Source organism: Micromonospora sp. LZ37 (assembly GCF_059359015.1).
The window spans coordinates 284225-296326 of record NZ_JCADBL010000003.1; the positions used below are offsets into that span (position 1 = coordinate 284225).

12 protein-coding genes are annotated in these 12102 nt (G+C 73.0%); 8 read left to right on the forward strand and 4 right to left on the reverse strand.

Going from position 1 to position 12102, the window contains the following annotated elements; genetic code table 11:
• Positions 1-21: 21 nt before the first annotated feature.
• Entirely contained in the window at positions 22-1890 is a 1869-nt protein-coding gene (gene typA / locus AC5L3Z_RS08955; protein ID WP_494840990.1) for a translational GTPase TypA, read from the reverse strand.
• 134 nt (positions 1891-2024) lie between these two features.
• Between typA and AC5L3Z_RS08960 the strand changes: the two genes are divergently transcribed.
• A complete protein-coding gene (locus AC5L3Z_RS08960; protein WP_494840992.1) occupies positions 2025-2411 on the forward strand; it encodes a hypothetical protein in 387 nt (128 codons plus the stop codon).
• 255 nt (positions 2412-2666) lie between these two features.
• Complete coding sequence (locus AC5L3Z_RS08965) at positions 2667-3551, forward strand: transglycosylase SLT domain-containing protein (protein ID WP_494840994.1); 885 nt, start codon at positions 2667-2669, stop codon at positions 3549-3551.
• Positions 3552-3593: 42 nt separating this feature from the next.
• Here the strand turns inward: AC5L3Z_RS08965 and AC5L3Z_RS08970 are convergent, their stop codons facing one another.
• A complete protein-coding gene (locus tag AC5L3Z_RS08970; protein WP_494840996.1) occupies positions 3594-5720 on the reverse strand; it encodes an MMPL family transporter in 2127 nt (708 codons plus the stop codon).
• A gap of 186 nt (positions 5721-5906) precedes the next feature.
• Between AC5L3Z_RS08970 and AC5L3Z_RS08975 the strand changes: the two genes are divergently transcribed.
• The 4 genes from AC5L3Z_RS08975 to AC5L3Z_RS08990 all read left to right on the forward strand — a co-directional run bounded on the left by AC5L3Z_RS08975 (position 5907) and on the right by AC5L3Z_RS08990 (position 9599).
• On the forward strand, positions 5907-6422 hold the full coding sequence (locus tag AC5L3Z_RS08975) for a MarR family winged helix-turn-helix transcriptional regulator (protein WP_494840998.1): 516 nt from the start codon (positions 5907-5909) through the stop codon (positions 6420-6422).
• A gap of 312 nt (positions 6423-6734) precedes the next feature.
• Positions 6735-7601, forward strand: a complete 867-nt coding sequence (locus AC5L3Z_RS08980) for a hypothetical protein (protein WP_494841000.1) — start codon at positions 6735-6737, stop codon at positions 7599-7601.
• A gap of 118 nt (positions 7602-7719) precedes the next feature.
• Positions 7720-8295, forward strand: coding sequence for an ArsR/SmtB family transcription factor (locus AC5L3Z_RS08985; RefSeq protein ID WP_494841001.1), 576 nt, complete (start codon positions 7720-7722; stop codon positions 8293-8295).
• Positions 8292-9599, forward strand: a complete 1308-nt coding sequence (locus AC5L3Z_RS08990; protein ID WP_494841003.1) for an MFS transporter — start codon at positions 8292-8294, stop codon at positions 9597-9599. Before AC5L3Z_RS08985 ends, AC5L3Z_RS08990 begins: the two co-directional genes overlap by 4 nt.
• A gap of 48 nt (positions 9600-9647) precedes the next feature.
• On the opposite strand, the gene AC5L3Z_RS08995 is transcribed toward AC5L3Z_RS08990, so the two are convergent.
• Complete coding sequence (locus AC5L3Z_RS08995; protein WP_007072071.1) at positions 9648-9851, reverse strand: cold-shock protein; 204 nt, start codon at positions 9849-9851, stop codon at positions 9648-9650.
• 184 nt (positions 9852-10035) lie between these two features.
• On the opposite strand from AC5L3Z_RS08995, the gene AC5L3Z_RS09000 reads away from it, so the two are divergent.
• Both AC5L3Z_RS09000 and AC5L3Z_RS09005 read left to right on the forward strand, forming a co-directional pair.
• Entirely contained in the window at positions 10036-10719 is a 684-nt protein-coding gene (locus tag AC5L3Z_RS09000; protein ID WP_334615261.1) for a class I SAM-dependent methyltransferase, read from the forward strand.
• A gap of 90 nt (positions 10720-10809) precedes the next feature.
• Positions 10810-11427: a DedA family protein gene (locus tag AC5L3Z_RS09005; protein WP_494841006.1), complete on the forward strand. Its 618-nt coding sequence runs from the start codon at positions 10810-10812 to the stop codon at positions 11425-11427.
• Between the two features lie 16 nt (positions 11428-11443).
• Here the strand turns inward: AC5L3Z_RS09005 and AC5L3Z_RS09010 are convergent, their stop codons facing one another.
• The gene (locus AC5L3Z_RS09010) at positions 11444-12097 is read right to left on the reverse strand and encodes an MBL fold metallo-hydrolase (RefSeq protein ID WP_494841007.1); all 654 of its coding nucleotides are present in this window, start codon (positions 12095-12097) and stop codon (positions 11444-11446) included.
• Positions 12098-12102 lie beyond the last annotated feature (5 nt).

A 12102-nucleotide genomic window follows, 5' to 3' on the forward strand; every position in this document is an offset into this window, starting at 1 on the left:
GGAGCGATCGGGGTACGCCGGTCAGCCGGCGTGCTTGCGGCGGGCGGCGGCCCGGCCCCGAAGCTGCTGGTCGAGCACCACCTTGCGGATGCGCACCGCGGTCGGGGTGACCTCGACGCACTCGTCCTCGCGGCAGAACTCCAGCGCCTGCTCCAGCGAGAGCTTGCGCGGCGGGATCAGCTTCTCGGTCTCGTCGGAGGTCGACGCCCGCATGTTGGTGAGCTTCTTCTCCTTGGTGATGTTGACGTCCATGTCGTCGGAGCGGGAGTTCTCCCCGACGATCATGCCCTCGTACACCTCGGTGGTCGGCTCGACGAAGAGCTGCCCACGCTCCTGGAGGTTGATCATGGCGAAGGCGGTGACGGCGCCGGAGCGGTCGGCGACCAGCGAGCCGTTGTTGCGGGTGCGCAGCTCACCGAACCACGGCTCGTAGGACTCGAAGACGTGGTGCAGGATGCCGGTGCCGCGGGTGTCGGTGAGGAACTCGGTACGGAAGCCGATCAGTCCGCGCGCGGGCACCAGCCACTCCATCCGGATCCAGCCGGTGCCGTGGTTGACCAGCTGCTCCATCCGGCCCTTGCGGGTGGCCAGCAGCTGGGTGATCGCGCCCAGGTACTCCTCGGGGGCGTCGATGGTCAGCCGCTCCACCGGCTCGCAGACCTTGCCGTCGATCTCCCGGGTGACCACCTGCGGCTTGCCGACGGTCAGCTCGTAGTTCTCCCGGCGCATCTGCTCGACCAGGATGGCCAGCGCCAGCTCGCCACGGCCCTGCACCTCCCAGGCGTCCGGCCGCTCGGTCGGCAGCACCCGCAGGGAGACGTTGCCGATCAGCTCCTTGTCCAGCCGGTCCTTCACCATCCGGGCGGTGACCTTGGCGCCCTTGACCCGGCCGACCAGCGGCGAGGTGTTGGTGCCGATGGTCATCGAGATGGCCGGCTCGTCGACGGTGATCAGCGGCAGCGGGATCGGGTTCTCCGCATCGGCGAGCGTCTCACCGATCATGATCTCGGGGATGCCGGCGACCGCGATGATGTCGCCCGGACCGGCCGAGTCGGCCGGCTTGCGCTCCAGCCCCTCGGTCATCAGCAGCTCGGAGATGCGGACCCGCTGGGTGGTGCCGTCCGTGCGGCACCAGGACACGCTCTGGCCCTTGTTGATCGTGCCCTGCCGGACCCGGCACAGCGCCAGCCGGCCGAGGAACGGCGAGGCGTCGAGGTTCGTGACGTGCGCCTGCAGCGGCGCGTCCGCCTCGTACGCGGGAGCCGGGATGGTGTCGAGCAGGGTGCGGAACAGCGGCTCCAGGGAGTTGCTGTCGCTGGGCACCGAGCCGTCGGCGGGCTGGGTGAGCGAGGCGATGCCGTCGCGGGCGCAGGCGTAGACGATCGGGAAGTCGATCTGCTCCTCGTCGGCGTCCAGGTCGAGGAAGAGCTCGTAGGTGTCGTCCACGACCTCCTTGATCCGGGCGTCCGGACGGTCCACCTTGTTGATCACCAGGATGATCGGCATCCGGGCGCGCAGCGCCTTGCGGAGCACGAACCGGGTCTGCGGCAGGGGGCCCTCGCTGGCGTCGACCAGCAGCACCACCCCGTCGACCATGGTCAGGCCGCGCTCCACCTCGCCGCCGAAGTCGGCGTGCCCGGGAGTGTCGATGATGTTGATGGTGACCGGATCGGACCCGTCCGCCGGCAGGTACCGCACGCCGGTGTTCTTGGCGAGGATGGTGATGCCCTTCTCCCGCTCAAGGTCCATCGAGTCCATGACCCGCTCGGTCGTCTCGCCGCGGGCGCCGTAGGCGCCGGCCTGCCGCAACATGGCGTCCACCAGGGTGGTCTTGCCGTGGTCGACGTGAGCGATGATGGCGACGTTGCGGAGGTCGGTGCGAAGCTGCATACCCTCCATACTCCTGTCTACGGTTGCCGGGGCACGTGTCGGGGTCACCCCCAGATGGCCCGGATCTGTGCCGGAACTGCTGTTCCGACCGTTCCAGCGGCTGGCATGCTGGCCCCCGCGTGCTGGGGGACCGGATGCGTGACCTGCTGACCTCGCTGCAGGGCCTGTCGTCCCTGCTGATCTGTGTGATCGCCGCGACGATCGTCGCGGGGGAGACCGCGGTGATCTTCGGTCTGCTGGTGCCGGGCGAGGCGACCCTGTTGCTGGTCGGCTTCCTAGCGTACGCGGACACGCTGCGGCTCGTGCCGGCGCTGCTCGTGATGATCATTGCCGCGGTGATGGCAGACACACTCGCCTTCCGATCCGGTCGCCGCCCCGGCCCCCGGACCCGGCCGCCGTCCGGTTTCCGACCCGGTACGCGGTCGCCGGCCGCCAGCGGACGCACGCTCGCCTGGCTGGTCTCCCGCGACGCCCGCCGGCCGCTCGCGGAGGCGGCCTGGACGGCGCGGCGGCGGGCATAGCCGTGCTCGCCGGGGCCCGTGCCCACCTGGGCTGGAGCACGGCCGGCGGGACGGCGAGCGGTGCTGCCCGAGGGCGCCTGGACTGCCGTCTTCGTGCTGGTCCGGGCGACCCGGGACCGGGCCGTGCGGGTCGCGGACCGACCGCCGCACCTCGCCGGCCGGGTCGGTGGACCGGTAGGGCGGCGGTCGCGCGGGGCCCCGCGCGGCGGCGGAGCCCTGTTACGGTGCCGTTGGCCACCACGGGGAGGGGTTGACATGCGTCGACGGTCTGGTCGGCTGGCGCCGGCGGCGCTCACCGCCCTGCTGCTGCTGACGACGGCGGGGGTCGGCTGCGCCCGGGCGGAGCAGCCTCCGGTCGAGGTGGCCGCGCCGGTGGAGCTGCCCACCCCGGGGGCGGGCGACGCGCCCGCCGACGAGCCGACCGCGACGCCGCCGGCGGTGGAGTCGATGGGGGTCGCGCCCAGCCGCTCGGCCACGCCGAAGCCGAAGCCGAAGTCGAAGTCGACCGGTGCCCCGACTCGGGCCGGCGCGCCGCGGCCTCCGACGAAGCCGTTGACCGAGACCGGCGCCCCGCCCGCGCCGCGGCCTCCGGCGCCCACCGGGTGCGCGCCCAGCTACCGGGGCGCCGCGGTGAGCCGCAGCCAGGTGAAGGCCGCGCTGACCGACGCGGCGCAGCGCAGCTACTGGCCGGTCTCGGCGCCGGAGATCAGGATCCCGGTCCACCTGGTCAAGGCGACCGCCTGGCAGGAGAGCGGCTGGCAGTCGAACATCATCGCCTGCGACAAGGGCATCGGGCTGATGCAGGTGCAGCCGGAGACGGCCGAGTGGATGAACCAGCGCTTCGAGCGGGACTACGACGTGTACGACCACCAGGACAACGCCTACCTCGGCGGCACGTACCTGGCCTGGCTCACCAAGAAGATCGGCGACACCCACTTCGCCTCGGACTACCGGCTCGACTCCGCCCTGTGTGGAGAGGAGCTGAACTCGTGCCTGTTGAACGCCGTCATCGCGGCGTACAACTTCGGGGTGGGCGCGGTGATCCCGCAGGAGGAACAGGGGCCGATCGTGATCCCCAACTCCCAGTACGTCTACAACGTGCGCGCGCTGATGCGCGACTGCGTCTGCCTGGACTACTGACGCCCGGGGGGTCGCGGCGCGCCGCGACCCCCCGGGGGCCGGTCAGTTCCGCGCCGTCACCGGTTCCGGCGTGGCCGGAGGGGCCACCGCGGTCTCCCGCGCGATCCGGCCCGGCCACCAGAACCGGTCGCCGAGCACGAAGGCCAGCGCCGGGACCAGGACCGTCCGCACCAGCAGGGTGTCGAGCAGGACGCCGATGCAGACGATGATCCCGATCTGGGTGAGCGTGATCAGCGGCAGGACGCCGAGCACGGCGAAGACCGCGGCGAGCAGCACACCCGCGCTGGTGATCACACCGCCGGTGACCCGCAGCGCCGAGAGCATGCCGTCCCGGGTGCCGGTCCGCCGTGCGTCCTCGCGGGCCCGGGTGACGAGGAAGATGTTGTAGTCCACGCCGAGCGCCACCAGGAACACGAAGGCGAGCAGGAGGACGCCGCTGTCCAGCGCCGGGAAGTCCAGCACGTGTGCGAAGAGCAGCCACGCCGCGCCGAGGCTGGCGAAGAACGACGCGATGACGGTGAGCACCAGCAGCAGCGGCGCGAGCAGGCCGCGCAGCAGCAGCACCAGCACGGCGCCGACCAGCAGCAGGATGATCGGCAGGATGAGCCGCTGGTCCTTGGCGTTGGCCTCGTCGCTGTCGTAGGTGGCGGCGACGGTGCCACCGACCAGGGCCCCGCGCGGGGCGTCGGCGCCCGGTGCCGCCGGCGGGGCGGAGTCTCCGACCGCGGCGACCGCCTCCCGCAGCGCCTCGACGGTGCGGTCGGAGGCGGTGGTGCCGGGCTCGGCGGTCAGGACGACGTCGACCTGGGCCACGGCGTCGCCGGCCGTACCGGGACGCGCGGAGGCGACGCCGGGGACGGCCGCGGCGGCCCGGGTGACGGCCGGTACGGCGGCGGGGGACGTCAGCACGGCGACCGGCTGGGTCGTCCCGGCGGGGAAGGCCCGGGCGAGGGTCTCCGCGCCGGCGACTGCCTCGGGCTCGACCCGGAACTGCCCGGTCTCCGACAGGCCGGTGCGGATGCCGAGCCCACCGAGGGCGAGCCCGGCCAGCAGCAGGGTCGCCAGCACCGCGACCGGCACCGGGCGGCGGACCACGGCGGCGCCGAGCCGGCCCCAGAGCCGGCCCTCACGAACCGCGCCGCCGACCTGCGGCACGAACGGCCAGAACAGGCCCCGGCCGAAGATCACCAGGACGGCGGGCAGGACGAAGAGGGCCGAGAGCATGGCGAGCACGACGCCGGTGGCGCAGGCCACGGCGAGCGCCCGGTTCGTCTCCTGCTCGGACAGGAGCAGGGTGAGCACGCCGAGGACCACGGTGAAGCCGCTGGCGAGGATCGGCTCGGCGGTGCGGCGCACGGCGGCGCGCATGGCGGCGAAGCGGTCCTCCTCGCGGTGCAGCTCCTCGCGGTACCGGGCGATCAGCAGCAGGGCGTAGTCGGTGGCCGCGCCGAAGACCAGGACGCTGGCGATGCCGGTGACCGCGCCCTCCTGGAGGTGGATGCCGACCGCCGGGACGATCGTGTCGACCGCGCGCAGGGTGAGCTGCTCGGTGGCCGCGACGACCACCAGGGGGACGATCCAGAGGAACGGGCTGCGGTAGGTGATGAGGAGCAGCAGCGCGACCACGGCGGCGGTGACGACGAGCAGCGTGACGTCCGCGCCCTCGAAGACCTTGGTGAGGTCGGCGGTGAACGCCGGCGCGCCGGTCACCTCCACGGTCAGGCCGTCGGGCAGGGCGGCCAGGGAGTCGCGTACCTGCGCGACCGAGTCGGCGACGGCCTGCTGGCCGCCGGCGGTGGAGAGCGGGACGGCGACCAGCGCCACCGTGCCGTCCGGGGACAGCTGCGGCGGGCTGACCCGGCCGCCGACGGCGAGGCGGCTCAGCTCGCCCGACACCCCGGCCAGCGTGGCCCGGTCGGCCCCGGTGAGCGCGCCGCGGTCGGCGCGGCTGACCACGACGATGGCCGGCTGGACCTCGCTGGAGGGCAACTGGTCCTGGAGCCGCTCCACCTGGGTCGAGTGCCACTCGACGGAGAGGCCGGTGGAGGAGACGGGGGCGGGGTTGTCGGGCTTCGGCAGCCCGAAGACGGCCGCGCCGACGACGGTGGCGGCCACCACGGTGAGCCAGGCGGCCAGCCGGCTACGGGCGACGCGGGTGAACAGAGACATCGGATGCCCTCATGGTCCTTCGACGTTAGAATCTCGACTGCCGAGAGTTTCGCCTATCGAGAGTACGGCGACAAGGGCGATTCCGCGAATCTCAAATATCTCGACAGCCGAGGTTGTTGCCGGCTGCTCTATGCTGCAACCGGCCGTTCCGACAGGGGGAAGCGACGAGACGTGGCAGCGCACGGCATGTATCGGCGACGGGACGACCCGCGCGCGCGGATGATCGCGGAGATCACCAACGACCTGCGGCGCTACGCCGTGGACGCGCAGCACGTCGGGCACGCCTTCGCCGGCCTGCACGGGCTCAACGCCACCGACCTGCACGCCCTGATCGCCGTGATGGACGCCGAGCTGGCGGGCGACCCGATCACCCCCGGCCGGCTCGGTGAGCAGCTCAACATCTCGTCCGGGTCGGTGACCGCGCTGGTCGACCGACTGGAGCGGGCCGGCCACATCCGGCGTGACCGGGACACCGCCGACCGCCGCAAGGTCTTCCTGCACTACGCCGACCAGGGCGCCGCCCTGGCGATGAGCTTCTTCGGCCCGCTCGGCCGGCGCACCGACGAGGTGATGGCCCGCTTCAGCGACGAGGAGCTGGAGGTCGTCCACCGGTTCATGGCGACGATGGGTGCCTCGATGCGGGAGCACCGGGACGCGGTCCGCGCCGCCCGTCCCGAGTCGCCCGGCCGGCCGGCGGGCTGAGCCGCCGGTCCCCGGCCGCCTGGCCCGGAATCCCGCCGTCGCGCCCGATGGGCGCGTACGAATGTCACCCTCCGCAGTGGACTCGCGAGAGCCGTGGTGATCCTCCCGAGCGAAAAATCGCTCGTCCCAGCGTTCTCACAGGTTCGATCCATCTGAAAATAGACCGTTTGAGCTGGGGATTCATCACGCCCGAGGGCTACCGTCCGAATCGACGCCCGGCGCCGTGCAGCACAGGTCGGGCTCGCCGCTGGGCTCCGACATCGGTCACCCGGTGTCACGTGCCCGACCCCTCACCTGACGGAAGGGGGATCCATGACAACGGCTCCAGCCAACCTGCTGGCCGTCCGTCGGCTGCTCCTCGACCACCTCAACATCGATCCCGACACCGTCCGCGGCGACGACCTCGAACCGGCCGAGGTCGGCATCGTCGGCGACCCGAACCACCGCGGCGGATACCACTGCGGTTCCGACCGGGTGGTGACCAACGACTACTCGGTGGTGGAGTCCACCCGGGACTCCTCCGGCCTCACCCTGAACGCCTCCGCGCTGGACGTCGGCCTGTTCACCGTCCGCTCCGGCGGCGGCACCCACACCCTCTTCAGCTTCTCGACCTGGTGCGTCGCGCAGTGCGTGGCGAACACATCGGACAGCCGCGACGTACGAGAGATCATCTACTCCCCGGACGGGCGGACCGTCCGGCGGTGGGACCGTCTCGGCCGGCGTACCAGCGGGGACAACTCCCACCTCTTCCACACCCACTTCAGCTTCTTCCGCGACTCGACCAGGGCCGGCCGGGACCAGACCCCGCTGTTCCGCCGTTACCTCACCACCATCGGACTCCTGGAGGACACCATGAGCACCACCGCCGAGAACCAGATCCACAGCATCTTCACCGGCATGTTCAACGGCGGGTCGAGCATGGGGCGCAGCGTCGACCCGGACGGCTCCGGCCCCCGGCCCAGCGGCAACAGCCTGATCGCCAAGCTGGACTACCTCATGTTGCGTACGGACGCGATCGGGACCCAGTTGACTGCTCTGGCCAACCGGGACGTGACCGACGAGGCGGCCATCGTCGCCGGCGTCCTCGCCGGGCTCACCCCGGAGAAGATCGCGGCGGCGATACCGCCGACCATCGCCAAGCAGGTCGCCGACGAGTTGGCCCGCCGCATGGTGGCCTGACCCCACCGGCCTCCGCACCTGCCCGGGTCGATGCCGGGCAGGTGCGGAGGCCCGGTCAGGCAATGAGCATTGCGCAATAACTCTTGCGTAAGTCGGGTCGCGGGACCACGCTGGCCTCGTGGAACCGACACCGGTACGTCAGATCACCGACTCGCGGGTGCTGGCCGCCATGTCCCACCCGCTGCGCCGCCGGCTGCTGGACGTGCTCAAGGTGCACGGGCCGTCGAGCGTCGGCATGCTGGCCGAACGTACCGGCCAGGCACCCGCCAACATCAGCCACCACCTGAAGGTGCTGGCGGCCGGCGACCTCGTCGTCGAGGCCCCCGAGCTGGCCCGGGACCGCCGGGAGAGGTGGTGGCGGCTGGTCGCCCGGGGGCTGCGCTGGTCCCACACCGACTTCGAGGCCGACCCGGCCGCGCGGGCGGTCGCCGACGCCGCCGCCTCCCTCAACCTGGACCGCCACATCGCCCACGCCCGGGCCTGGCACGCCGCCGACGACGAGGAGCGGGCCGCCTGGGGGCAGGGGCCGTTCTCCACCGACCGGTGGCTGCACCTCACCCCGGACGAGCTCGCCGAACTCGGCCGCGAGGTGATCGACCTGCTGGCCCGCTGGGGCGACCGGGAAATCCCGGACGACGGCCGGGACCGCCAGCCGGTGTTCCTGTTCGCCCACGGCGTCCCGGCCCGGCCGTGACCGCCGTCGCCCGGCCCCGCCCGACGGCCTCGTCCGGGACGACGACGAAGCCCCCGGCGCGGCGCCGCGGGGGACTGCTGTGGCACCGGGACTTCCGGCTGCTCTGGGCCGGCCAGACCGCCAGCGCGGTCGGCAGCAACGTCAGCGCCGTGGCGCTGCCGCTGGTCGCGGTCGCCGTCCTGGACGCCAGCACCTTCCAGGTGGCGGTGCTCACCGCCGCCGCCTGGCTGCCCTGGTTGGTGATCGGGCTGCCGGTGGGCGTCTGGGTGGACCGGATCCGGCGCCGGCCCGTCATGGTCGCCTGCGACCTGATCTCCGCGCTGCTGTTCCTGAGCGTCCCGATGGCCGCGCTGGTCGACCTGCTGACCGTCGGCCAGCTGCTCGCCGTGGCCTGCGGCGCCGGTGCGGCCCGGGTCGTCTTCGAGACCGCCGACCAGGTGTACCTGCCGGTGCTGCTGCGGCCCGCGGAGGTGCCGGAGGGCAACGCCAAGCTCCAGGCCACCCAGACCGCCAGCTACGTGGTCGGGCCGGGGCTCGCCGGCGTGATCGCCCAGCTCGCCGGCGCGGTGACGGCACTGCTGGTGGACGCGGTGAGCTTCCTGGTCTCGGCGTTCTGCCTGCTGCGGATCCGGGCGGCCGAGCCGCCGCCGGCCCGACACGGCCGCTCGGCGTCGCTGCGTCGGGAGATCGCCGAGGGCATCGGATTCGTCGCCCGGGATCCCTACCTGCGGGTGCTGACCGCCTTCGGCGCGGCCAGCAACATCGGGCTCATCGGCTACCAGGCGGTGCTGGTGGTGTTCCTGGTCCGCGAGGTCGGGGTGGCCCCCGGCCTGGTCGGCGTGCTGATCGCCGGGTCGAGCCTGGGCGGGGTGGCCGGCGCGCTCGTCGCGCCCGTCGTCGCCCGGCGGCTCGGCACCGCCCGGACGGTCCTGCTCGCCGGGGCCCTGACCGGGCCCCCGGCGCTGCTCATCCCGCTGACCGGCGCCGGGACGCGGCTGCTCTGGCTGCCGCTGGGCGGGGTGCTGGTGAGCCTCGGCGTGGCCGTCGGCAACGTCGTCAAGGGCAGCTTCCGGCAGACCTACACGCCGCACCACCTGCTCGGCCGGGTGACGGTCAGCGGGCACCTGCTCAACTACGGGACGATCCCGTTGGCCGCGCTGCTGGCCGGCGCGCTGGGTGCGGCGTACGGGCCGGGCCCGGCCGTCCTGGCGATGACCGGTTGGCTGGCGCTGACCCCGCTGATCCTGCTGCTCGGTCCCCTGTGGCGGCAGCGGGATCTGCCGGCCAGGGCCGGTGCGGCCTGATGCGCCCAGTGGCGGCGGCCGTTCGGCCGCCGCCACCCGGCACGGCTGCTACATCGGGCGGACGTTGTCCGCCTGCGGACCCTTCTGCCCCTGGGTCACCTCGAACTCGACCTTCTGGCCCTCGTTCAGTTCCCGGTAACCGCTCGTCGCGATCGCCGAGTAGTGGACGAACACGTCCGGACCTCCGCCGTCCTGCTCGATGAAGCCGAAGCCCTTTTCCGAGTTGAACCACTTGACCGTGCCGGTTGCCATGCATCTCTCCCTGCTCAAGACGGGCCATCACCGCGTCGGCGGATGATCGCCCTGTGCCTCCCCGACAGTAACCGGCGAATCCGCCGTTCGCTGGCTGAAGTGCCGCATGGCGCGGATCGAAAACATCCGCGGGTCGCGCCGGAAAACCCGCGCGGCGTCCGGTCGGCTCCGGCACACTCGACCGGTGACCGCACCGAGCACGTCGGCGTTGTCCGTCCTGGAGCGTGAAATCGCCGCCTCCGGGGACGGGCTGGACCGGCTGCGGCTGGTGCCCACCCTGTTCGTGCCCGAGGTCCGGCTGCACCTGGCCGAGGACGCGATCGTCTGGTGGGCCCGGATGGAGGCGGCGGCCGGCCGCACCCTGCCCCCGCCGTACTGGGCCTCGGTCTGGGCCGGCGGGCAGGCGCTCGCCCGCCACCTGCTGGACCACCCGGAACTGGTCGCCGGACGTCGGGTGCTCGACCTGGCCGCCGGGTCCGGCCTGGTGGCCATCGCCGCCGCGCTGGCCGGCGCCGACCAGGTCGTCGCCAACGACATCGACCCGTACGCGCTGGCCGCGGTCACGGTCAACGCCCGGGCCAACGGGGTGACGGTCGCCACGAGCGAGGGCGACCTGCTCGAGGGCGACGGCGGCGACGTCGACCTGCTGCTCGCCGGTGACGTGCTCTACGACGAGGCGCTGGTCGGGCGGGTGCTGCCGTTCCTGCGTCGGGTCGTGGCCGGCGGTGCGCAGGTGCTCGTCGGCGACCCCGACCGCGGGCACGTGCCGCCGGACGCCCTGGAGGTCGTCGCCAGCTACCCGGTGCCGACCACCGAGCCGTTCGTCGACTCGCCGGTGCGCCGGGTCCAGGTGCTGCGTCCCCGCTGACGCTCAGGGCTGAACCCCGAGGTGGGTTCAGGGGACGGTGGGGGATCGGACCGGATGTGCCCGACCCGCCGCGGCCATAGCGTTCAGGCCATGCTGGATTCGTTGGCACAGGTCGGGGAGTTGCCCATCGTCCTCCTCATGGGAGCGCTGGGGCTGGTCATGCTCTTCGACGCCGTGCCGCTGCTCGGGGTGCTGGTCCCCGGCGACGTCGCGATCCTCGCCGCGGTGGCGGCGGGTCGCCCGGCCACCGGGGCGGCGACCGTCGCCGCGGTGGTCGCCGGCTGCGTCGCCGGCTGGTCGCTGAGCTTCCTGGCCGGCCGGTTGTACGGCGACCGGCTGCGGCACAGCCGGATCGGCGGCTGGATCGGCGAGTCCCGCTGGGCGGCCGCCGAGGACGTCCTGCGCTCCGGCGGCGGGCGGATGGTGCTGATCGCGCCCTTCCTGCCGGTCTTCAACGCCCTGCTGCCGCTGGCCGCGGGCGGGCTGCGGATGTCGTACCGGAGGTTCCTGGGCTGCGCGACCGTCGGCGCGGCGCTCTGGGCCGGCCTCTACCTGGCGCTGGGAACCGCGTCCCGGTCCCTGGCGGGGCTGCTGCCGGGCAGTCCGCTGCTCGTCACGATGGCGGTGGGTCTGGCGCTGGCCGGGGTGGTGCTGCTCGGCACCCGGCGCCGGCTGCGCGCCCTGACCGGCGTCGGCCAGCCGAGCTGACCGACGCCGGGAACGCTCACCAGCCGCGGGCCCGCCACTGCGGCAGCGACGGCCGCTCCGCGCCGAGGGTGCTGTCCTTGCCGTGCCCCGGATAGAACCAGGTCTCGTCCGGCAGCCGGTCGAAGAGCTTGTGCTCCACGTCGTCGATGAGCTGGCCGAAGCGCTCCGGGTCCTGGTCGGTGTTGCCGACGCCACCGGGGAAGAGGCTGTCGCCGGTCCACAGGTGCGGGGTGCCGGCCGGGTCGCGGTGCAGCAGCGCGATCGAGCCCGGCGTGTGCCCCCGGACGTGGATCACCTCCAGGGCGCAGTCACCGACCGGCACGGTGTCGCCGTCGGCGAGCGTCTCGGCCGCGATGGGCAGTCCGTCGGCGTCGTCGCCGTGCACCAGGACGCGCGCGCCGGTCTTGGCGACCACCTCCTCCAGCGCCACCCAGTGGTCCATGTGCCGGTGGGTGGTGACCACCGCGGTCAGCCCGCCGTCACCGATCAGGTCGAGCAGGCGGGGGGCCTCGTTCGCGGCGTCGATCAGCACCTGCTCGCCGGTGGCCCGGCAGCGCAGCAGGTAGGCGTTGTTGTCCATCGGACCGACCGACAGCTTGGTGACGGTGAGCCGGTCCAGGTCCCGGACGGCGGGCGCGCCGCCCGGCGAGACGTCTCCGGTGTAGCTCATGACGG